This is a genomic window from Zoogloea sp. JDB1 (assembly GCF_056724025.1).
In genome coordinates this window covers 5,151,930-5,175,000 of the sequence record NZ_CM161496.1, presented here as the reverse complement: position 1 = coordinate 5,175,000, position 23,071 = coordinate 5,151,930, and the positions used below count along the sequence as shown (strand labels likewise).

The window sequence follows — 23,071 nt, the reverse complement described above, 5'->3', positions numbered from 1 at the left end:
GATATCAGAAGTGCGAATGCTGACATGAGTAGCGATAAAGGGTGTGAAAAGCACCCTCGCCGAAAGCCCAAGGTTTCCTGCGCAACGTTCATCGACGCAGGGTGAGTCGGCCCCTAAGGCGAGGCAGAAATGCGTAGTCGATGGGAAACAGGTCAATATTCCTGTACCGCTCTATGATGCGATGGGGGGACGGAGAAGGTTAGGTCAGCCGGGTGTTGGACGTCCCGGTTTAAGCGTGTAGGCGTGCTCTTTAGGCAAATCCGGAGAGCTTAGCTGAGGCGTGACGACGAGGTCTCTTTGAGACCGAAGTGATTGATACCCTGCTTCCAGGAAAAGCCTCTAAGCTTCAGTCATAGAGTGACCGTACCGCAAACCGACACAGGTGGGCAGGTAGAAGATACTAAGGCGCTTGAGAGAACTCAGGAGAAGGAACTCGGCAAATTGATACCGTAACTTCGGGAGAAGGTATGCCTCGGTAGCTTGTAGGAGTACATCCGAAGGGCGAAGAGGCCGCAGAGAATCGGTGGCTGCGACTGTTTATTAAAAACACAGCACTCTGCAAACACGAAAGTGGACGTATAGGGTGTGACGCCTGCCCGGTGCCGGAAGGTTAAGTGATGGGGTGCAAGCTCTTGATCGAAGCCCCGGTAAACGGCGGCCGTAACTATAACGGTCCTAAGGTAGCGAAATTCCTTGTCGGGTAAGTTCCGACCTGCACGAATGGCGTAACGATGGCCACACTGTCTCCTCCTGAGACTCAGCGAAGTTGAAGTGTTTGTGAAGATGCAATCTCCCCGCGGCTAGACGGAAAGACCCCATGAACCTTTACTGTAGCTTTGCATTGGACTTTGACGGGACTTGTGTAGGATAGGTGGGAGGCGATGAGACTGGGACGCTAGTTCCAGAGGAGCCGTCCTTGAAATACCACCCTGGTGTCGTTGAGGTTCTAACCTAGGTCTGTGAATCCAGATCGGGGACCGTGCATGGTAGGCAGTTTGACTGGGGCGGTCTCCTCCCAAAAGGTAACGGAGGAGTACGAAGGTCACCTAGGTACGGTCGGACATCGTACTGATAGTGCAATGGCAAAAGGTGGCTTGACTGCGAGACCGACAAGTCGAGCAGGTGCGAAAGCAGGTCATAGTGATCCGGTGGTTCTGTATGGAAGGGCCATCGCTCAACGGATAAAAGGTACTCTGGGGATAACAGGCTGATTCCGCCCAAGAGTTCACATCGACGGCGGAGTTTGGCACCTCGATGTCGGCTCATCACATCCTGGGGCTGTAGCCGGTCCCAAGGGTATGGCTGTTCGCCATTTAAAGTGGTACGTGAGCTGGGTTTAAAACGTCGTGAGACAGTTTGGTCCCTATCTGCCGTGGGCGCTGGATATTTGAGGGGGCCTGCTCCTAGTACGAGAGGACCGGAGTGGACGGATCTCTGGTGTACCGGTTGTGACGCCAGTCGCATCGCCGGGTAGCTAAATCCGGAAGAGATAACCGCTGAAAGCATCTAAGCGGGAAACTCGCCTCAAGATGAGATATCCCTGGGAACTCGATTCCCCTGAAGGGTCGTTGAAGACCACGACGTTGATAGGCTGGGTGTGGAAGCGCAGTAATGCGTTAAGCTAACCAGTACTAATTGCCCGTGAGGCTTGATCCTATAACCTTGCAAAATGCAAGGCGAACACCGCGCAAAGCGCAGTCACATACCCCAAAGAACACTTCTTCCCTTTGACGCTTCGACCGCGAAAACGCGGCAAGCGGTACAAGTTATAGTCTGACGACCATAGCGTCTTGGAACCACCCCTTCCCATCCCGAACAGGACCGTGAAACAAGACCGCGCCGATGATAGTGCACAACCGTGCGTGAAAGTAGGTCATCGTCAGACTTACCCATCAAAGCCCCCGCGCACTACTGCGCGGGGGCTTTATGTTTTTAAAGCTCCGAAACAAAGCACCCTCAAAGAAAAAACATCTCCTCCGTAAGCGTAAGCCCCCGGCCATCCCATCTTCCGCCAGACCCGTAGCTCGCTAAACACGTCATCAGCGGTTCACTTGCGTTCGTCTCCTTGAACCCTACCTGACGGAGTCTCGCTCCGCCGTTTCCAGCAACGCTCACCACGGGCGCTCTTAACGCCCGCAGCTTGGTAAGCCCCCGGCTTCCACTCTGGCACATCAATGCCACATCGGGTGGGGGCGTCCATTCCATTGATTCAGACCTTTTCCACGCCCGAGTTATACCAAAGCCTATTTGATTGCCGGGCTAATAGAATGTAACGATAGCTCTTACTCCAAGAACTGAAATTCAATCCGTCTATTTTGTGCGCGCCCCTGGAGTGTGTCGTTGTTTCGGATAGGATGATCGGGGCCTGCGCCGATTGTGCTCAAGCTGGTTGTAGGAATTCCTTTACTACCGAGATAACTACGTACTGCATTAGCCCGAGCAAGACTTAGTTCAATGTTGGATTGGCGGCTTCCTGCATTGTCGGTATGTCCTATGATTTGTACATTTCGTGCATTGGTTAGCTTTATGGCTGAAACCATGTCGTTGAGGATAGCTTGACCAGAAGATGTCAAACTGGCAGACCCGCTTTCAAATTCGATGACCCGATTGGATAAGGCCTTGTCCAGTATTTCTTGACGTGATTCTGAAACAGTAAGTTCGGTGGTAATTGTGTAGTGTGGATTCAGTGAGGCGGTGATTGCTGCGGATATCTGCTGACGTTGCGCTGCGTTGGCTACATTCCCCTTGAGTGAAATTTGTGTTCCGTTTACATGTATTTGGCCGTTATGAACCTGCTTTATATTGTTATTAAGTAGTTTCTCTATATTTTCTGTCCATTTTGGGGGAGGGGATACTCCTCCAATGGAAATTCTGTCGACTATGTTGCGCTCTCCATAAAGCTCCCGCAATTTTCCTAGAATGGCTAGACGGGTTGCTTCATCGGCGACGTTGCCTGAGGCCACAATTTTGGCAGCATCTGTATTTTCGGTTGGGGGGTAGGCGAGTTGTGATTTGTCGTCCGTTTGCGCTGAGGCTAGCGTTGTGAGTGCAGACAGCAGGCCGGCAAAAATTGCGCTACGAATGGTCATGACCTATGTTTTCAGAAAGGCTTCCCTGAACGTCTTGAGGATTCGCTCAAGGCTCAAGGTCGGTTGAGCTAGGTAACTGGAGAGTTTGAGTACTCCGCTATCGCCATGAAGGTTGTAGTGATCATTGATCCATGGAGGATCAATGAGGCATACTCTCCTTTCCTGGGGTGTGTATCTCATAAACGTAGTACATAGTGGATATGCGGTAGCTCCATTGAATCCTACGAGCATTCGCGATCTGCCTGGGCTTCGTTCGAGTATGATTTGTAATTCTATCGTTGGATCTCGTATGAAGGCTGTAATCAGGTAGAGCCATAGCACAGCAACCTGCCAATATTTCTTTTCCATATTATCCGGAAGGGGAAGCTCCAGTTCCTTGTCTATCGGCGGGTGCCCGTATGTGAAGAGTTGCTGCATGAGGAGTCCTATGGCAAGGATTGTTCTGGCAATAGCCTCGGGTGTGTTTTGCCCCCCCAGAGTCTCAGACAATGCATCCAAGGTTGTCTCTCGCGCAAAATAGCCAAGAGGATCACTGGCAATCGTCAAATCGAAGTCTCGGGCGCAGTCTAACTTGTCCAATTCATCCTGGAGTTTGTTCAGCTCCATTCCTGCCAAAGTCGAGTCTGCCAATGTAGAAAGGACTCTGTGATTATTCGCCAGGACTGACGGGCCGTACCGGAACAGACGTAAATCATTTCTCTGAATGGTGGAGGCGGTCAGAAACGGATAATGTTGACCTGACGTATCTCGACTGGCACGCAGGCTTCCTATCAAGGTGAGCGTGCTTGCCGGACTGACAAAGGCGAAGTCGATCGCTCCGGAGTCGTTGTAGGTGGATTTCCAGTTTGGCGTCTGGCATAGCTGCTCCATCGATCTCGCGATCCAACTATCGAGAAGGTTGATTAGCTTTTGGCTTCCTCTCCCGCGGACGAAGTCGGCATGCAGAGGGGTTTTCCCGAAATATGTGGATTTGTAGTTCGTCACCTGCCACCCTCTGACGGAGCCTGGGGGACAGTCGCTGGCGTGATCGCGCTGCGCGGAAGTGTGAGGCCGCCGAGGCCGCGTTGGCTCTGTGTTGTCGGTGAGGATCCTTGCGCCTGCGTATTGCTGATGACTTTTAGATCAATGCTGACTTCGGTCCCTTCATTTTTCCAGCTCAGACGGAAGCTCCCGTCGGCTTGTTTGCTGCGTTGCGCGGCGTTGATCATCTTCTCCAGTCCGAATCGACCAGGGTGATTGACTGTGTTGAGGGTTTTTCCGTCATAAGTATTTACAGTGATTTTTGCGCCAGGTGCATTTGAAGTGCCTGGCCATATGAAGTTGGTCCATTGAGGAGCACCATTACGATAGGTGAGCTTCTGCCCATCTATTTCTAGCGTGTAGGAGGTTAGGCCCGGTGATGGCTGAGGCCTCAGCATGAAGACCGTCTGGGTTTGTAGTGCGCCACCTTGCCCGGTATCGTTTGCCGCACCTCCTTCGAGGGGAGAGATCCATTGGGCGAATCCGGTTATGAATTCGGGTTGCAACGTGAGGCCCAGATCGCCCCAGGTGCGGGGTGCGATGGTAGTACCGCGGCGAACAACTAGAGAGCCTATGGTGGCCTCCACATACTTGGATATAGCGCCATCGGGACCGAACATCTGGGCAATCTCCGCGGGGGATGCCTCTATGCCGGCCTTCGGAGAGAACGGATATTTGATTGCCAGCCTGCGCGTGAAAGGCTCGTAGACTTGCGCCATCCATGTCTTGTTGAGATCTTCCGTTGCTGGTTTGATAAGTGCGGCGTAAGTCTCCAGTAAAGGGCGGAGCAGGAGCGGACGTAGGGTCGTCCTCTGGTTTTCAGGGATTCCTATGAGCATCTGCTCATCGACAAACTTGAGTGTTTCTGCCAATTCCGAGTTGCTGCCGTCTAGGGTTTCCCGCATGACCTTTAGTGCCCCGGGGCCAGGATCGCCCTGATTTTTCAATTCATTCAAACGGGAGCGGATCTTGGATAGTTGCTTGAGATAAGTCCCGAGCAGTGACTCTCCCCCATCTCGGGAGGCCGCCAGGCGATCGATGGCTGAGAACTCTCTACCTATTGCACCCAGAACGGGCTCTGTGGTTTTGGGAGGTGCGCTGCTATCCAGTGTGATCTGAACCGGCGCCATCTGTAGAACGGATTGTCTGAACCATTCCACGACACCACTCTGGGTTTTCTGTAGTGCGATATGGGCTAGTTGCGGATTGTCCCAAGTGGTTTGTTCAGAAATGGCCCTCAGCAATTTTCCGATGGGGGATATCTGGGGGTCTCCGAGACGTGCCATTGCGGTTACAGCATCCGGAAACGTGGGGAAGGGCGTGATGCTGATGCCCCGAATGAATTGTCTCCACTCCTCGGTGAAGTCGCGCTTGTACATCGCCGTCAGTGTTTTCTGGATTTGTTCAGGGCTGCCTTCCAGAGTGAGGTCATCTTTATTGGAGCTTTCCAAAACCCAGTCCACGCTTTTCTGGGCATTGGTTGCTGCGTCCTTGATCGCCGGCTGGACGTAATCCTTCCACGCCTCCGCTGTCATGGCTCCTGAAACCACGCGACTACCGCTTATTAGAGGGGCGTTGTCGGGGCCTACGATACTAGCGACGCTCATTGGGGCGAAGCGTGTTGAAGCCCTTGCGCGTATTTCGCCATACACGCGTTCGGCGGCAGGCATTCCGCGGACTACCCGGCGTAATTTTTCGCGCACGCCATCAACCAGGGCGAGGTTGTTGCTGATCGTCGGCCAGTCGGATGCGCCTGCATGTTCCAGATGGAAAGATACGATGCGACCGGCCAAGGTGATCATCTTCTCCCTCTCCATGGCGCCGCGGTTGGCTTCGAGCCAGCCGCGCCAGAAGCGGGTAATCTGGTCTGAAAGGTGCCCAACGTCGATGTGTTCGTGGCTGGATAGCATCAGATAAGTTTTCAGCGCGTTGTAGCTGTCTTCGATATCGGATGCATTTGCGCCCTTGTATTGAGTGAGGGCATGCGTTGTTACTGCCTGGGTTTGGGTGGAGGCGATATTCTCGTGCCGGTTGACCTCAGCGAGGAAGTTCTCTAGGGCATTCTTGATAGGGAGCAACATGACCGCCGAAATGCCTGCGAAGTATTCCTCGCGCAGCTTGTCGGCCATTTGCTGACCGCGGTAGAGGCCTAGTCCGAGCGCTAAAGGGGGATGTTCGTTAAAGCGTTCCAGTTGCGCAAGTCTGTCTTGAAGGATTTCCAGCGCTTCGAGGCGGGACTGCAGGTCAAATCGACCATCTTGAAGCTTGACAGCCTTGGCAAGATCCTGTTCGACGTTCTTGAGCAGGCTGAGATTGTTCATGTAGGACCAACTCCAGCCAGCCAGAACTGCCCCGAGAACTACGAGACTTCCGACGATGGCAGTTTGACGCCACAGATAGTGCGCCCGGGTTGTGTGCCGGCGAACTAGATTGCGATCGGGAAATATGATTTCTGAGAAAAGTTGTTTGAGAAAATATCCTTGAGCTGCGCTTTGGGCATATGAGTTGGTGGGTAGCGCCGAAAGCCCGAATGCCCGAGCGATGCGCTCGCTGGATAAGGCTGATGTGTCTTCGTTCTGAATAGCCGAAGTGAGATAGAATCCGCGAAAAACCGGTTGGAATTGGAACGGGTTCTCTTCAAAGAGCGTTGCAATGAATGCGCGCAAAGCTGGTTTTATCGCGGCAAATTCGGCGGGGAAGGTGAGTAGCTCCGGAATGGCTCTCTCGCTGTGGCTGTGTGACAGGCGTACGACACTTGCCGTTCGCAGACCGAGATAGAGTTCGTCGAAGCGCTTTTCGAAGAGCGGCATAGCATCTTGCCCGCCCGTAGCATGTTCGTAAGGAAACGTCGCCCCCCAAACACGATTCCGTTCAATCCAGTCCAGATCAGAGAAGAAATGGCAGAAGCCGGGAAGCAAGTCCACTTTGGTAAGTAGTACGTAGACCGGTGCGAAGACCTCTAGTTGTTCCGTCAATTCCTGCAGGCGTTGCCGAAGGTCTTTGGCGAGGTTTAGTGCAAACTCTGGTTCAGAGTGGATCAGCTCGCCTATGCTCACCGCAACTAGAATTCCGTTGATCGGGGCTCTGGGACGGGTTTTTTTCAGTAGCCTCAGGAAATCGAGCCACTCCGCGCCGTCCTCTTCGCGGATAGTGTAGCGGCCAGCCGTGTCGAGCAGGATACCTTCCGTAGTGAAGAACCAGTCACAGTTCCGGGTCCCACCGATACCCTTGATGACGGCTTGGCCACCGTCGTCGAATGGGAAGTGCAATCCTGAATTGACAATCGCGGTGCTCTTGCCCGCTGCAGGGTTGCCTATGGTGATGTACCACGGAAGCTCATAGAGGGCTTCGGAGCCGGATAGTTGGCCGAGCTTTGAGGTTTTTATTTTCTTGATGGCTTCCTGCATGCGCAGCTTCAGGGCCTCCATCCGCTCGGGATCCGTATAGTCAGGAGAGCGTGAGGCTTCTCCCTGATTCTCGAGCATCTCACTGAGATCCGTACTTGCGCGTCTAGCCATCTGGTGCTGACGCATCAGTATGCCTATCCATATGGCAGCAAGCAGGCCGCATGTGAAGATCACCCATCGTATGGGAAGTTGGAACTGCCAAGTTCCCAACAGTAGCGTCAGAACGAGTAGTGATATGCCCAGAAACGAAAGAGTCTGGCGCTTCGCGATCAGGCTTCGGAATAGAGGCATCGTTTGGTTTTGTTGATCACTCTGAGAAGGTTTGTTCAAGTCTGCTTCCTAACGAGTGGCCTGACCGAGGACATTCTTGCGACGGAGTTCCACATGGCCGAAATCCCGAAGTTGCCATCGTCCGCCCCAGGTCAGTCCAAGCTCTTCCGCGACCTGCCCATATAGCTCATAGCCACGCATGGCCCAGGGTGCGCGTTCTGAGATAACTATCTTCCCGTCTTTGAGAAACGCGCTGTCTGCCGCCAAGCCGTATTGGTGGTAGCTCATGTTGGCCTTGGCCTTGGTGACGTGGCCTCCCTGGTCGAACAACTGTGCTTGTCGCTCAGGACTGCGGTAGCCTTCCACCAGCGCCATGCGGTATCCATGTCGTTCTTCCATCAAGCGAAAAACGATTAGCAGGCGTTGCGTGAATTCCGGGTCAAGCAGTTGCCAGTTGCGGCTGGCATGGACTACATCGGGTCGAATGCTCTCTATTTCCTGCGTCGCAAACACTTCGGGAGGAAGTGGCGGTGGAGGAGTCAGACGTTCCCCTTCGAGCAGCGCAGAGACCTGTGGGTCGGTGAATTGTCCGGTGCCATCGAACTCGAAGACCTTGGAGTCGTTCAGGCTGAAAATCATCAGTGACGGCGCAGTCAGCAGCAGCGTGACTCCTATGCCGCGCATGGGGTGGCTTAATGCAGCCTCGGTTAATGCGGATGGTATTGAGCCCTTTTTGTACCGAGTGAGCAGGAGGCGGCGATGTGCGCAGGACCGAAGCGGAAATGTCTTACAGCGATCTCCTTGTTTGCCCAGTGCGGCCAATAACCGGGGCAGCAACCCCGGTAGAACGAATATGGCTACTCCGGCTGCGATGAGCAAGAAGTAGGCAAGCACGCTGTACAGGATCACGCGGGCAGACCTTGGGCGACGTGCGCTGGTTTGGGGAGGCATGGAGCTGACGCAAGGTGCGATTGTCGGCGGCGCAGACTGAAAGCCGCCTTTTTTGTTGCGTAGGGCATAAAATAATGACATATGTATTTTTATGGTATTTTAGCGCAATGTCAAATTATGCAAATGGCAAATTTACGGTGATGGGCGAAGAAACCGCGAGTGTTCGGAGGGGAGGGCGAAGCGCTGGCTCTTCAATAAGTATCCTGAGTGACTTGAGTTCCTCTGGAAACGTTCAAGCTTTGTCTACAGGGCTGGGGGCAAGAGTTGCCTGGTTTGCTGGGATAGGAGTGCTTGCTGTCGGGATTGCTGTGGGGGAGATCTGGTGGGACGGGGCTGACTCAGGGCAATCGCACCTACTTTGCATAGTGAAACGCCCCTCTTAAAACGCAACAAATTCGTGACGTGACTGTTCACCGCGGCCCAAATTGTGTAGTTTCCTGCCTTTTTGGGCATCCGATGAAGATGGGAAACGTCATGCCGCTGACGCAGGTATTCGTCTCGATCTCCGACCCGCGCAGTGCGCGCCATACCCGCCATGACCTGGCCGAATTGCTGACGGTGGCGGTCTGTGCGGTGCTCTCGGGCGTGGACGACTTCGTCGACATCGAGTTGTGGGCCGAAGCCAAGCTCGACTGGTTGCGCGGGTTCATCGCGCTTGAGCACGGCATCCCGTCTCACGACACGATGGGGCGCGTGTTCGGCATGATTGCCCCCGACGAGTTCGAATCCGCCTTCCGACGCTGGGTCGGCATGGTGGTGCCCGCATTGGCCGAAGAGACGGTCGTCGCCATCGACGGCAAGACCAGCCGGCGCACGGGCAGCAAGACGAAAGCCGAGGCCGCTCCGCTGCATCTGGTCAGCGCGTTCGCCGCCGGCATGGGCGTTGTATTGGGCCAGATGGCCACCGACGAGAAGTCCAACGAGATCACCGCCATTCCGGAACTGCTCGCCAAGCTGGCACTCGAGGGCTGCGTGGTGACGATCGATGCGATGGGAACGCAGACAAAGATCGCGCGCACGATTCGCGAACGGGGCGCCCACTACGTGCTGTGCGTGAAGGAGAACCATCCGAATCTGTACGATTCGATCCTGTTCGCCGGCCTCGATCCCCGAGCCCCCCTGAGGCCCTGTTCCACACACGAAACCACGACCCAGGATCACGGGCGCATCGAAGTACGCCGATGCCGGGCCTATGAGGGCGTCGGCCGGCTCTACCAGAGCGACGCCTGGCAGGATCTGGCCAGCTTTGCGGTGCTCGAACGCGAGCGCACGGTCGGTGGCCATACCAGCACCGAGCGCCTCTTCTACATCAGCAGTCTGCCCGCCGATGCCGAGCGCATTGCACGGGCCGTGCGCAGTCACTGGGAGGTGGAGAATCAGCTTCACTGGTGTCTGGATGTGCAGTTCAACGAGGATCAGTCACGCGTACGCAGCGGCTACGCTGCCAACAACCTGGCCATCGTCCGCCACATCGTCATGAACCTGCTGCGACTCGATACGACGCGCAAGGCCAGCATCAAGTCCAAGCGCATGCTCGCAGCCACTGTCGATGCGTTTCGCGCCCAGCTGCTGGGGGTATGACGTTAAGGTGCGATTGCCCTGGGGGCTGACTCGACCGATGCCAAGGCTGCGCGAGCAGTCATTATCGGGCAAGGTGTGCGGCAGGGGCTTGAGAGACGTGTCGAGGCCGATGTGTCGCGAGTTGAACAAGGGCCGCATATGGAGTTTCCTATTCCCGCGATCTCTCCAGGTTCCGTGAGGGGGGCTGGAGTCGTCGGGCACGGTGCTGACGGGGAGGCCTCGCCCATGCCACTTGGAGAGGCAAAGTCTGTCGTTGCTGGAGCGGAAGGACAGCTGTCCGCTAAGACAACGGTCAGGCGGAAAGAGTCGCATCGTGTTTCAGCACCCAGACCGGGTTTGTTACGGGGGGAAAGAAGCAGGCTACCCGGCGACCAGTCAAAGGGAGCAGGCTGCCGGCCAAAAGACAGAAGATGGATACTGCAGGTAGGCTTGGTGCCAAACCAGCCCAAAGAAGCGACGCTCTACGATTTGAACGTGATGTCGATATCATTCAGGCGATTATCAAATAGCCGTCGTAGCCCGGATTGCTGTTGCCGAGAGGCTTTGCCGACACTGCTACGGCAGGGTGATGGTCAACGTGGGGCTACGCTGTGGCGGCTCAACAACGTTGGCGTATGCGCTCAGGGACGATGACACGGAGTCCTGGCCGAAAAACAGCAGGCCCGCGTAGGCGAGCAGGCCGCACAGCGTCAGAGCAGATGCTAGGATCCACGCAGGTGTTTCCTGTCGGATCGAGTTGATGATGTTGTCAGGCGGTGCCCAGTTGGGGGCAAATTCGGCAGGCTTGCCTTTGATATGTCCGATCTGATCTCCAAGTTGCGATATCAGATATTTGAGCTTTTCCGAGCCTTCAAGAACGTAACGTCCTTTGAATCCGATCAGCAGGCACATGTGGAAGACTTCAAGCGCAGCGATGCGCTGCGCGCCACCGTTGCGTGCATGTTCGAGCTTGTCGAAAAAGTGCTCTCCAGCCAACTGCTCTCCGAACAGAAGCAACTGAAGTGGACGGCGTTCCCAGGTTTCCCTGATTTGATTCTGTGTGGACAGGATGAATTCGTTGACGACTGCACAAAAGGCATATTTCGTGTCGAAGATGTCGTTGTTACTGAAGTTGAGCTTCCTTGCTTTGTGTTCGAAGGTTTCCAGCAGTTCTTGTAGCGTGCCTGAGAACTTGCTCTCATCGTTGGGCAGGCAGCCCATGCGAAGCAGTATCAGCAAGTGAAAGCCGTCGTACAGCAAGTCGACCAGAGTGAGAGTACCGGATACCGATTGGTCGTAGGTGGTGGGCTGAGCGGCTTCGGCAAAGAGGCTGGGTATTGAGCTCATGATATGACGGCGATCATCTCGATGCTGAGATCCTGGTAGCTCTCAGGGGCGTAAATCATGACGGACTGTGCTTTGAGCATTCGCTCATAGAGGGGGCCGTGCCCCTCCAGGGCAAAGTAGCAAGCGCCTGGTCGTACGGGGATGGCTGCGGGGACTTGTGCTGCGTGAATGAGCCGTACGCCGGCCATTGCGGAGAGCACCAACTTCTCCACATCATCGGGTGCCCCTACCTTTAAGCGGAGCGGGATGGATTCGATGATTTCGGACTGCGGGTGAGCCGCGCTGACAGACAGGAAGAAGCGCGTTTTCTCATCGATTTTTTCGGAATCCAATTTCCCTGTGTGAAAAGCAGGCTTGGGGTGTGCAAGCGCGATGGCGAAGTACTGGGTCGAGATCACGGTGTCTAGAAGTTCCCGGATTAGAGCGTCGAGACAGGTAAAGCATGGGCCTGGATGGGCGTGATCGTAGCTAGGCAGGTCGTTGAGCGTGTGGTGACGTGAAAACGTCAGCAATCCGCCTGCCAGTCGCAGTAACTCCTGGAAAAAGCGCTCTGGATGGATTTCCGGGTTGCGCAGTACGTGAGTTAGTGCGGCACAGGCTGAGTTGGCGGTGTGCAGGAGCCAGAATGAGGCGATGTCGCCGGAGCGAAACTCGATGATGTTTTTCGAAGGTTCCCTGTGCAGGCCGTACAGGGCATCAACCTTAGCGAGGAGTGCATCAATCTGTCGTCGAAGCATGAGATGGAGCCTGGCGTTGCTTCGGAGGCTGGCGGATGGGGGAATGAAGCTTGGGTCCATTTCGAAACCGTTGCTTGACGTTCTGCTAATCCGGATAACTGGAAGTGTCTGAAACAGGTCATTGGGATCGTTTCTCCGCCTGATCTGCGTGATTTTGCTTAAGCGGGAGATGTCGGCTTCCGTTGCATCCGAGAATAGATCTTGTGTTTCCGTTGAGATGACGAGATATCGGGCGTTGCTGCCGGTGGCGAGATCCTGTGCGCAATTGCCTCCCTGAGGGTTCAGATGCCGTAGGGCGATATGAAAAATCATACCTTCGTCATCAATAGCCATGTCGTTGAGGGAAAGGGGTGGGGGGAGCTGGTCGATATCTGGAGCAAGTAGCGAATCACCGTTTGAGAACACCGCATCGATTTGGGTGAACCGCAGGACTCCATTGTGTAGTGCCTCCTTGTCCAGCCTCAGTTCCCTGACTCCCCAGGCATATGGGTTCGCCGCCAGCAGGGTGCGTCGGTTCATTGCATCGGTATAGATATCCTGTTGTTGAAAATGTTGGGGACGGAGGAAGAGTCCTTCGCCCCATAGCGGTTGGGCACGATTCATTTTTCGGGATTGCCTATCGGTTGCATTGAACGCCTACAAGGGAGCCGGCTGATCTACTGCCAGGCTCGGGAATCTGAGTGGCGGAACTTGTTGTCAGGGCGCAAGCGTGAGCTCCAACGATGATTTCGGTTGTCGTGTTCGGATCGAAGGCGAGTTTCCATCTCCCTGCATATGGAGCGCGAAACAGCCCCGCGATGCCTATCGCGCTGGTTTCCGGGGGGCTTCGGAGCTGCAAGGTGTGGGTCTTGCCCGGCAGAAGGATGAGCTCGCGGGCTGATATCAAGTCTTCCCCTAGGCCCTCTTTTTCGCTTTCCGGTGTTGTCAGCTGTTCATATGTAAGCGTCTTCAGTCGCTCTATGGAGCGAAGCGAGTAGACCCGGACAACCAACGATAGGGGCTTGCCTTCGCGAGATGTGTTGAGCTGTTCCCCAGCATGGATTCTCAGTGGAATCTCGTTGGGCGGTTTGTTGCCCGCAGCTCTGTCGGTCAGCTTTGTTGTACTCAACGCAATGTCGAGAACGCTGCTTGCAGCTTGCGCAACCGCCGTGCCCCCGCAGCCTGCGAGGAGCAGACAGGTTGCAGAGGTAGCAAGATGAGCCGGATGAAGGAGGGGGGTGCGGCGCATGCATTTTAGTTTTTTTGATAATCCATATTAAGTATTGTAACGCCATAGTCATATGTATTACTATGCTTTTGGTATCTTTCTTGGGGCGTGTTGGCTCTGTCCTTCTTGAATGGATGTCTATGTGGAAAAGAAGATCCTTTGAATCGTTCGTGCTTGTCGGTCTGCTGTCAGGATGCGCATCAGCGCCGCCGTCGTTGAAGCCCCAGGAGTTCAACGCAGTGCTCGAAGTGTCTGGCAAGTCCGTGGACTCCTTGCTACAGCAAGGCAGTCAGAAGGAAGCGATCCAGCTCCTGGATGATATGTCACGCCGAAATCCTGACAGGAAGGAGCCGTGGGCGCGAAAGGCCAAGATCTACTTTGATGCCGGAAATTATGCTCAAGCTATTTTTGCTTCAGAGGAGGTGTTGCAGCGGGACCCGGCAGAGCGCTCCGCTAAGGTGATTCGTGCCGTGGCCGGACTGCGGATCGCGGGTCAGTCGTTATATGAGCTCCGCAGCGATACAGAATTGAAGGGAAGTGCGCGTTCTGATGTGGTGGGGCTCGTTAAAGTGATGCGGGAAACGCTGGGAGAGGACGTTCTGGTTCCTCAGACTGATGTCAAGCGAGAAGTGCGCCCAGTCAGGCCCAAGCCCCCGGCAACTCCTGCGGTGCGGCGCAAGGCTGGAGGAGAGGGGGACGCCCGGTTGACCACGGTGGGAGGGAATCCTTTCGATACGTTGAAATAGGCGATCGCCTTGTCCTTTCCGATTGATTGCGTCCGATAACAACCGTAGGAATACAGCCGTGGCAAAAAAAGAGAGCATTCAGAAACAGTTACAAAGGGTACGGCCTCCAAGGGTGCAGCTTACCTATGACGTCGAGGTGGGTGATGCCATTGAAATGAAGGAGCTACCTTTTGTTGTTGGTGTATTGGGCGATTTCGCCGCTCAGTCCGAGGTGCCGCAAGGAAAGGTGCGTGATCGGAATTTCGTCAATGTGGATATGGACAACTTTGATGACGTGATTGCCTCCATGGCTCCGCGCGCGAGCTTCAAGGTCAGGAATGTTCTTCAGAATGATGGCGGTGAACTGGGGGTGCAGCTCACCTTCAAGAAGTTCGATGATTTTCGTCCAGAGTCTGTTGCGTTGCAGGTCGAACCTCTGCGGAAGCTGCAGGAGGCTCGTGCCAAGCTGGCAGACTTGCGCAATAAGCTTGCAGGTAACGAGAAGCTGGAGGATCTACTCAGTGAGGTATTGGCTCATACCGAAAATCTGCAAGCGTTGAAGGTCGGAGCCGCCGAGGAGGGGCAGTAATGACCGCACCTCAACTCGTGGCGACTGCTGCTGGGGACGGCGCTGGGTTCAGCCTGCTGGATAGAATCGTAGAGGAAAGCAAGATCGCCCAGTCAGCGCATGAGAGAGCTCGCGCCAAGGACATCATTGGGGAACTGGTCAGTCAAGTTCTGGAGGGCGAGGTGGTCGTATCCGAGAATCTGGCTGCAGCCATCGATGCGAGAGTGGCTGAGTTGGATCGGCTGATCTCCGCACAACTCAGTTGTGTGATGCATGCGCCGGAGTTTCAGTCTCTGGAGAGTGCCTGGACCGGATTGCACTACCTGTGCAAGAAGACATCGACGGGAACGCACCTCAAAATCAAGTTGCTTAACGCGAGCAAACGGGATCTGACTAAGGATTTCCGGTCGGTCATCGATTTCGACCAGAGTGCACTGTTCAAGAAAGTCTATGAAGAGGAGTTTGGAACCTTTGGGGGGGCGCCATTCGGGACCCTTGTTGGGCAATTCGAAGTGACGCGTCAGCCTGAGGACATGTTCTTCATCGAGCAGATGTCCCATATCGCAGCCGCAGCACATGCTCCCTTTATCACAGCTGCGGCCCCGCAACTATTTGGTCTGGACTCTTATGTGGAGCTGGGGAAACCGCGCGATCTGGCGAAGATTTTCGACACCGTCGAATACGCTAAATGGAAATCTTTCCGAAGTTCAGAAGATGCCCGCTATGTAGGCCTGGTATTGCCGCGTTTCCTTGGACGCCTGCCGTATAACCCGATTGATGGGTTGGTGACTGAAGGGTTCAACTATGTAGAGGACGTAGATGGTGCCGATCACGATAAATATCTGTGGTGCAATGCCGCCTTCGCTTTTGCCGCCCGGCTTACCGATGCCTTCGATCAGCACGGATGGTGTGCCGCCATCCGTGGCGTGGAAGGCGGAGGGCTCGTCGAGGATCTGCCCACGCATACTTTCCGGACTGACGACGGAGAGGTCGTCCTCAAGTGTCCGACGGAGGTGTCAGTTACTGATCGCAGGGAGAAGGAGTTGAACGATCAGGGGTTCATTTCGCTCGTCCACTGCAAGAACACCGACTATGCGGCATTCTTTGGTGCCCAGTCAGCCCAGAAAGCCAGAAAGTACGATACGGACTCGGCTAACGCCAATGCGGCCCTATCTGCTCAACTGCAGTACATTTTTGCGGTTTCCCGAATTGCTCATTACATGAAGGCAATGATGAGGGAGAAAATTGGCAGCTTTGCGACTGCTGCGAATATCCAGAGCTATCTGCAGCGCTGGATAGACCATTACGTGACAACCGATGATTCTGCCTCTCAGGAAACCAAGGCACAGTTCCCGCTGAGAGAGGCAGCTATTGAGGTCAGTGAAATACCCGGTCGACCGGGAGCGTATCGTGCTGTTTCATTCATTCGTCCTCATTTCCAGTTGGACGAGCTGTCCGTGTCATTGCGTCTCGTAGCGGAGCTACCGGACGGCAAGAATTGACCTTATCAACGTGAAGGGAGGGGAAGGCATGAAGGATATTTACATCGAGTTCAAGGGTAGCGACATCAAAGGGGACTCCAGGGATACCAAGCATAAGGACACAGTTGAGGTCTATAGCTGGAGTCATGCGATGCGCCAACCGAAATCAGCAACAGCCTCGGCCGCCGGCGGGCATACCGCTGAGCGCGTGGAGCATGGCGAAATGGTGTTTACAAAGGATATCGACGGGGCCAGTCCGAAGCTCTACCAGGCCTGCTCGTCGGGCCTGGTTGTGAATGATGTCGTAATCTACTTTTATCGTGCATTTGGTGGAAAAAACACAACAGGCAATCCATCGTCAACCCAGAATCGACATCAGTATTTGAAGATCGAGTTGAAGAACGTGATTATTGCCTCCGTTGCGCCGACGGTCGCAGAAGAGGGGATTCCGAAGGAGAGCTTTTCCCTCAAATACTCCGCAGTGAAATGGACCTACGATGAGTTGAATATCGACGGCACCAAGTCCGGCAAGGTGAACATTCAGGGAGCCTGGAATCTCGCCAAGAACACTCCAAATCTCACATAGTGATCATCATCGGCGCGCAGGATTGGAATTGCCATGGCGAATGGATTCGAGCCGTCCTTGTTCGACAAGTTGTTCGAAGACCTGCCCAGCACGGCTGCGCGTCGAAAGCATAGTTTGGCGCAACTCATCGACGGCGTGGCAAGGGATCTTGAGGCCCTCCTGAATACCCGCATCGTTGACAATGTGACGCATAAGGATTTTCCGTTGGCTGGTCGTTCGGTAATAAGTTTTGGGCTGGCGGATTTTGCGGGCCTGAATCTGGTCAGTGTCCATGACCGGCGTCGGATATGCGGCGCTATCGAGGAAGCCATCAATGCCTATGAGCCACGCCTCAAGGAAGTGCGGGTTGAACTTGAGCCCGAGCACAAGACGGTCAATGCGCTGCTGTTTTCCATCCACGCCATGCTGAAAGTGAGCCTTGCAGAAGAGCGCGTAGCCTTTGATGCCACGTTACAGCCGACCTGTCTGCAGTATTTGGTGAGTCAGCGAATGATGCGAACGGGGGCCTGATGAAGGATCTGCTACCCTATTTTGAACGTGAGCTCGCATTCCTGCGCAAACATGGCAGAATGTTTGCCGAGCGATATCCAAAGGTCGCTGCGCAGTTGTCGCTATCGGGTGATGGGTGTGAGGATCCGCATGTAGAGCGGATGATTGAGTCCTTTGCGCTGTTGACTGCCCGTGTAGCGAAAAAAATCGAGGATGGATACCCTCAGTTCACTGAGGCCTTGTTGAATGCCCTGTATCCTCATTATCTCCGCGCATTTCCGAGTTGTTCAATCGTTTGCTTTTCCCATCGGGAGCAGGTGCCTTCCCTGGACTCTTTCCTGATTCCGAAGGGTACTGAACTCCAGTCCAGGCCGATCAAGGGGGCCGCATGCCGTTTCCGGACTGCCTGGGATCTTGCGATTCCCCCTGTTTCTGTTTCCGATCTGCGGTTTGATCCGGTGGGAGCCGCACCCTCGGGCGTCCTCTTACCCGTAGGGTGCAATGCCATTCTCTCCTTTTCCCTGGCCTGGGGAGGGGGCAGGGAAAACGGGGGGCTCCGTGCTTTGGGAAAATTGCGCATCTATATTGATGCTGAGCCATCGGTCGCGTCGGCGCTGCGGGATGCTCTGTTCCTGAATCGCTTGAAAGTCTATGCGGAAGCAGACGATGACGTCTGGGAAGTGGTCATCAAAGAGATGCTTGGCGAGGTGGGGTTTTCTGGCGACGAAGCGCTCATCGATATGCCCGCGTCTGCCCACGATGCCTATCGGTACTTGACCGAATATTTTTGCTTCCCGGAGAAATTCAATTTCTTCGACCTGGATCTGTGTTGCTTGCCGCCGGCTATGCATAGCAGGAGGAAAGTTCGAGTGCATATTGCATTGGGAGGCTTGCGTTCGGACGGTGACACGTCGCGTTTGCTGAAAACTGTGGCAACGCACAATTTGCGTTTGGGCTGTGTGCCTGTCGTAAATCTGTTCAAACAATGCGCTGATCCCATCCGCGTATCTGGACAGGTGTCCACTTATCCTGTCATCGCAGATGGGCGGCGGCCGTCAGCGTATGAGGTGTATTCGATCGATAGCGTGCACCGGGTGCGCCAGTCACCAGATGGTGAGTCAATCGTGGAATTTCGCCCATTTTTTTCCTTGCGGCATGGGGAAACGCCGGACCTGCATGGCCATTACTGGTTTGCACAACGTGACAGCATGATTGCGGAGAGCAGTCCGGGTTTCGAAACCTTGCTGTCGGTTGTCGATACGGATTGCGATCCACTCCAGCCCAAGAATGATGTGCTGAGCCTTCAGCTGACATGTTCCAACCGGGATCTGCCGACCTTGATGTCTTGGGGCGGACCGGACGGTGATCTGCTCTTGGGGGGCGGTTCTCCGACTGTTGCTGTGCGCTTGCTCAAGAAGCCGTCACAGCCGTGGCGTTTTGATCACCGCGGTGACGCCCAGTGGCGTCTCATTTCGCATCTCTCCCTCAATCACCTCTCATTGACGGGAAGCGGGCTGGCTGCTTTCAAGGAAATGTTGGCGCTATACGATCTTCCGCAAACGCCAGCCTCCCGTCGAAGACTCGAAGGTCTGCTGTCCATCGAAAGGGAGGATAAGACCATCTGGATGAACGGGAAGCCATTTGCCTGCTTCGTCAGAGGTTTCGAGGTTCGTCTCACCATCGATGAGTCCAGTTTCGTAGGCGCTGGCCTCCATGTCTTTGCGTCTTGCCTAGAGCGCTTTCTCGGATTGTATGTGGGCCTGAACAGTTTCATTCAAATGGTGATCATTTCGGGACGAACAGGTGAGGAGCTGATTCGATGCGCACCCCGCAGCGGCGATTCGGTCCTGGCCTGATCGAGCATAGTCGGCAGGAGCCGGCGGCATACGAGTTCTTCCAACTTGTGCGCGTATACGAACGTTTTTTCCGGCAGGGGGAGGAGAGCGATCCGGTGTCCGAACGGATCGTGTTCCGTAACTCCCTGCGTCTGGGGTTCTCTCCCAGCCAAATTGATGCCATGTCCGTCTTTTTCAAAGGAGAGGATCAGGATCATGGTATCGAACGTATCGAGATCACTCCTGGCTTTATTGGAATGCTTGGAGTGAGTGGCACGCTGCCGCTGCACTACACGGAACGTGTTATTGCGCTGGAGCGTGGTCGAGACATCGCGGGACGGGCCTTCCTAGATATTTTCGTGAATCGCGCCGTCGGTCATTTTTATCGTGCGTGGAAGAAATACAAACTTCCCTATCTCTACGAAACCGATCGCCAGAACCATTTTCTGCCTCTGTTGATGTCCTTGCTCGGACTTGGTCAGGGCACGCTGCGGGATCGTATGAATTGCGGTACTGGACAGATCAATGACGAGTCCGTGGCCTTTTTTGCAGGCCTACTCCGCCAGCGTCCTGTTTCTGCCATCGCATTGAGGCAATTCTTGAGCGCCTATTTTCAGGTCGATATCGCCATCGAGCAGTTCATTGGGCGCTGGTATGAGGTACCAGCAGGCCAGCGGTCTGTATTGGGGGGGCACAACGCGGTGCTGGGTGATAACACTCTTCTCGGAGATCGGGTCTGGCAACGGAGCCTCCGCATACGGATTCACATAAGGTCCTTGAGCTACGAACGCTATATCTCGTTTCTCCCCAAAGGCGAATTGGCAATGGCACTCGCCCGACTGCTTGGATTCGCCACCGGAGGGCAGTTCGAGTGCGAGGTCTGCCCGCAATTGCAAGCCTCAGAGGTACGTCCGGCTGTGCTGGACATGTCTAGGAGAGGCCGCCTCGGCTATGACGCCTTCTTGAGGTCCCGCGCCGAAACTCATGATCGTAGGGATCTACGGTTTCTTGTTCACTACCCGGATTAAGGTCGACGGATGACGGCTTCTCTCAAAGTACTGATCGGCAAACTCAATGCTCCTTGCCGCGTTGCCGCGGAGCGCGCGGCCAGCTTGTGCATGTCGCGAGGTCATCACGAGGTCGATATCGAGCACCTGTTCGTCGCCCTGTTGGCGCAATCCAATACGGATCTTTCCCTGATCCTCGAGCGCAATGACATCAGCGCTCGGGACTTGGAGGATGAATTGAACCGCGAGATGGAGCGCTTTAGATCAGGGAACAGCCGGACTCCGGTGTTTTCCGTCCGGATCCCCAAGCTGCTGGCGCAGGCCTGGTTGATCGCGTCCCTCGATGCAAAGTTGCTGCAAATTCGTTCAGGGCATCTTCTGCTGGCCTTGTTGACCGAGCCGGAACTGGTCCAGATTGCAGCGCGCAGTACATCCTTGTTGTCTCGGGTGAGGCTGGACGAATTGAAGCACAAGTTCGACGAAGTCACGCGCGGGTCGGCTGAATATGCCGGAGGCGCAGATATAGGAACGGATCCATCCTGCGGAGAGGGGGCAGTGTCCCCCACGCCCGGGGAGAAGGAGAGCGCTGCACTGAATCGTTTCACCACCAATCTCACGCAGCAGGCGAGGGAGGGTGGGCTCGATCCCGTGATCGGCCGGGAGGCCGAGATCAGCCAGCTCATCGATATCCTGCTGCGTCGCCGGCAGAACAACCCCATCCTGACTGGGGAGGCCGGCGTCGGCAAAACGGCGGTCGTCGAGGGGCTGGCGCTGCGCATTGCTGCGGATGACGTTCCCGCCGCGCTGCGGGGCGTGAATATCCATGTGCTCGACATGGGCCTCTTGCAGGCGGGTGCCAGCGTCAAGGGCGAGTTCGAGAATCGCCTGAAGGGCGTCATCGCGGAGGTTAGAGGAAGTCCGGCCCCGATCGTGCTGTTCATCGACGAAGCGCACTCCCTGATTGGTGCCGGCGGGCAATCCGGCCAGAATGACGCGGCCAATCTTCTGAAGCCGGCATTGGCGCGCGGCGAGCTGCGTACCATCGCGGCCACAACCTGGGCGGAGTACAAGAAGTACTTCGAGAAGGATGCTGCGCTGGCCAGGCGCTTCCAGGTGGTCAAGGTCGATGAACCTGCCGAGCCCGTTGCCGCAGCGATGCTGCGCGGTATGGTGCCCTTGATGGAGCGGCACTTCGGGGTGCGCGTGCTGGATGAGGCGGTTTCGGAAGCGGTACGTCTGTCCCATCGCTATATCAGCGGACGCCAGTTGCCGGACAAGGCCGTCGGTGTGCTGGATACGGCATGCGCCAGGGTGGCCCTGGCCCATGGGGCGACGCCCCTAATGATCGAGCAATTGCGCAAGCGGCAGGAGCAACTGGAGGCCGAACTTGCGGCTGTGCGCCGGGAGTCGATGGAGCTGCCGCTTGAGGTGGAGCGGATCGCGGCGCTGGAAGCCTGTATCCAGGAACAGCAATCCGAACTCGCACGGCATCGTGCCCGCCTCGATGAGGAGCGTGGTCTCGTCGAACGTGTCCTCGACATCAGGGCGCGCCTCGAAGGCCGAAGGGCGTCCTCTCCTGATGGTGGCCTGCCGGGGATGGATGAAACCGGAGCGCCGACATTTCCTTCCCATGCGGATCGCCAGGCGCTGGAGGACACGCTGCAACGCCTGAGCGCCCTGCAGGGAGACCGCCCGATGGTGCCGGTGCATGTGGATCGCCACGTCGTTGCGGGGGTCGTCTCCTCATGGACCGGCATTCCGCTCGGCAAGATGGTGGGCGACGAGATCAAGACTGTTCTCAAGCTGGATCGCCTGCTCCGGGAGCGGGTCGTTGGCCAGGATCATGCCCTGGAGGCCATTGCGCAGCGCGTACGCACATCCCGCGCCGCGCTTGAGAATCCCGACAAACCGAAGGGGGTTTTCCTGTTTGTCGGGCCGTCGGGGGTGGGCAAGACCGAAACGGCGCTGGCATTGGCAGACGTCCTTTACGGTGGTGAGCGGCGCCTGGTCACCATCAATATGAGCGAATACCAGGAGGCCCACACCGTCTCAGGGCTGAAGGGGGCGCCGCCGGGCTATGTCGGCTTTGGCGAAGGGGGCGTCCTGACCGAGGCCGTGCGGCGCAATCCCTATTGCGTCGTCTTGCTCGACGAGGTCGAGAAGGCGCATCCGGATGTCCTCGAGCTTTTCTTTCAGGTTTTCGACAAGGGGGTGCTGGAGGACGGAGAGGGACGCGAGATCGATTTCCGCAACACGCTGATCATCCTCACCAGCAATGTTGGCTCCGCCCAGATCATGCAGGCCTGCCTGAACCGGGAGCCCGAGGCGCTCCCGTCGGCCGATGAACTCGCTGATGCTCTTCGGCTGGTACTGTGCAAGACCTTCAAGCCGGCCTTTCTCGGACGTGTGAAGGTCGTGCCCTATTTCCCCATCCCGGACGATGTGTTGCTACAGATCATCCAACTGAAGCTGGAGCGCGTACGTGATCGTGTGGCTGCGAATCACAGGGCCGCCCTGGTCTGGGACGAGTCCGTCATCGACGCCATTCTCGAACGCTGTACGGAGGTGGATTCCGGTGCCCGCAACGTGGACCATATTCTCGATGGGTCCCTGCTGCCTGGGGTCGCGGAGATCGTTCTGACGCGCATGGCGGAAGGTGAGGGCGTGGCGAACATCCAAATCAAGGTGAGCGAGCAGGGGCATTTCGAATACGCGATGGCATAGGGCGCGTATTGCTTCTGGATCTGGTGGTGTTCCCGGGGACAGCATCCCGCATGCTTTCTCCGTTTTCT

At 55.8% G+C, this 23,071-nt stretch carries 16 protein-coding genes and 2 rRNA genes (1 of these 18 running past the window's edge); 11 read left to right on the top strand and 7 right to left on the bottom strand.

Annotation, left to right across the window (positions count from 1 at the left end; all coding sequences use genetic code 11):
* Positions 1-1,656, top strand: a 23S ribosomal RNA gene (locus AC1PPK_RS23530) (it extends 1,227 nt beyond the left edge of the window).
* A gap of 116 nt (positions 1,657-1,772) precedes the next feature.
* Positions 1,773-1,885: ribosomal RNA gene (rrf, locus tag AC1PPK_RS23525) — 5S ribosomal RNA — on the top strand.
* 397 nt (positions 1,886-2,282) lie between these two features.
* Here rrf and AC1PPK_RS23520 read toward each other — a convergent pair.
* From AC1PPK_RS23520 to AC1PPK_RS23505, 4 genes are read right to left on the bottom strand one after another with little or no spacing between them, the layout of a single operon-like run.
* Entirely contained in the window at positions 2,283-3,089 is an 807-nt protein-coding gene (locus tag AC1PPK_RS23520; RefSeq protein ID WP_481115410.1) for an OmpA family protein, read from the bottom strand.
* A gap of 3 nt (positions 3,090-3,092) precedes the next feature.
* Positions 3,093-4,073 carry a type VI secretion system-associated protein TagF gene (gene tagF / locus AC1PPK_RS23515; protein WP_481115409.1) on the bottom strand — a complete coding sequence of 327 codons (981 nt, stop codon included), beginning with the start codon at positions 4,071-4,073 and terminating at the stop codon, positions 3,093-3,095.
* Positions 4,070-7,846, bottom strand: coding sequence for a type VI secretion system membrane subunit TssM (gene tssM, locus AC1PPK_RS23510; RefSeq protein ID WP_481115408.1), 3,777 nt, complete (start codon positions 7,844-7,846; stop codon positions 4,070-4,072). Before tssM ends, tagF begins: the two co-directional genes overlap by 4 nt.
* Positions 7,847-7,855: 9 nt before the next feature.
* On the bottom strand, positions 7,856-8,470 hold the full coding sequence (locus tag AC1PPK_RS23505) for a M15 family metallopeptidase (protein ID WP_481115407.1): 615 nt from the start codon (positions 8,468-8,470) through the stop codon (positions 7,856-7,858).
* A gap of 723 nt (positions 8,471-9,193) precedes the next feature.
* Here AC1PPK_RS23505 and AC1PPK_RS23500 point away from each other — a divergent pair.
* Complete coding sequence (locus tag AC1PPK_RS23500; protein WP_481115406.1) at positions 9,194-10,318, top strand: ISAs1 family transposase; 1,125 nt, start codon at positions 9,194-9,196, stop codon at positions 10,316-10,318.
* A 555-nt stretch (positions 10,319-10,873) separates the two neighbouring features.
* Here AC1PPK_RS23500 and icmH read toward each other — a convergent pair.
* The 3 genes from icmH to tssJ are packed head-to-tail and all read right to left on the bottom strand — an operon-like array spanning position 10,874 to position 13,609.
* The gene (gene icmH / locus AC1PPK_RS23495; protein WP_481115405.1) at positions 10,874-11,644 is read right to left on the bottom strand and encodes a type IVB secretion system protein IcmH/DotU; all 771 of its coding nucleotides are present in this window, start codon (positions 11,642-11,644) and stop codon (positions 10,874-10,876) included.
* Entirely contained in the window at positions 11,641-12,984 is a 1,344-nt protein-coding gene (gene tssK / locus AC1PPK_RS23490; RefSeq protein WP_481115404.1) for a type VI secretion system baseplate subunit TssK, read from the bottom strand. Before tssK ends, icmH begins: the two co-directional genes overlap by 4 nt.
* A gap of 13 nt (positions 12,985-12,997) precedes the next feature.
* Complete coding sequence (tssJ, locus tag AC1PPK_RS23485; protein ID WP_481115403.1) at positions 12,998-13,609, bottom strand: type VI secretion system lipoprotein TssJ; 612 nt, start codon at positions 13,607-13,609, stop codon at positions 12,998-13,000.
* A gap of 218 nt (positions 13,610-13,827) precedes the next feature.
* On the opposite strand from tssJ, the gene AC1PPK_RS23480 reads away from it, so the two are divergent.
* From AC1PPK_RS23480 to tssH, 8 genes are read left to right on the top strand one after another with little or no spacing between them, the layout of a single operon-like run.
* Positions 13,828-14,334, top strand: coding sequence for a tetratricopeptide repeat protein (locus AC1PPK_RS23480; protein ID WP_481115402.1), 507 nt, complete (start codon positions 13,828-13,830; stop codon positions 14,332-14,334).
* Positions 14,335-14,392: 58 nt separating this feature from the next.
* Positions 14,393-14,902, top strand: a complete 510-nt coding sequence (tssB, locus tag AC1PPK_RS23475) for a type VI secretion system contractile sheath small subunit (protein WP_481115401.1) — start codon at positions 14,393-14,395, stop codon at positions 14,900-14,902.
* The gene (gene tssC, locus AC1PPK_RS23470; protein ID WP_481115400.1) at positions 14,902-16,383 is read left to right on the top strand and encodes a type VI secretion system contractile sheath large subunit; all 1,482 of its coding nucleotides are present in this window, start codon (positions 14,902-14,904) and stop codon (positions 16,381-16,383) included. Before tssB ends, tssC begins: the two co-directional genes overlap by 1 nt.
* A gap of 28 nt (positions 16,384-16,411) precedes the next feature.
* Positions 16,412-16,948 (top strand): Hcp family type VI secretion system effector, encoded by a 537-nt coding sequence (locus AC1PPK_RS23465; protein WP_481115399.1) that lies wholly within the window; start codon positions 16,412-16,414, stop codon positions 16,946-16,948.
* Between the two features lie 57 nt (positions 16,949-17,005).
* Entirely contained in the window at positions 17,006-17,458 is a 453-nt protein-coding gene (gene tssE, locus AC1PPK_RS23460) for a type VI secretion system baseplate subunit TssE (RefSeq protein WP_481115398.1), read from the top strand.
* On the top strand, positions 17,458-19,293 hold the full coding sequence (gene tssF, locus AC1PPK_RS23455) for a type VI secretion system baseplate subunit TssF (protein WP_481115397.1): 1,836 nt from the start codon (positions 17,458-17,460) through the stop codon (positions 19,291-19,293). Before tssE ends, tssF begins: the two co-directional genes overlap by 1 nt.
* Positions 19,257-20,300 (top strand): type VI secretion system baseplate subunit TssG, encoded by a 1,044-nt coding sequence (tssG, locus tag AC1PPK_RS23450; protein ID WP_481115396.1) that lies wholly within the window; start codon positions 19,257-19,259, stop codon positions 20,298-20,300. The genes tssF and tssG overlap by 37 nt, the downstream gene beginning before the upstream one ends.
* Positions 20,301-20,309: 9 nt before the next feature.
* Positions 20,310-23,003 (top strand): type VI secretion system ATPase TssH, encoded by a 2,694-nt coding sequence (gene tssH / locus AC1PPK_RS23445; protein ID WP_481115395.1) that lies wholly within the window; start codon positions 20,310-20,312, stop codon positions 23,001-23,003.
* Positions 23,004-23,071: the final 68 nt, after the last annotated feature.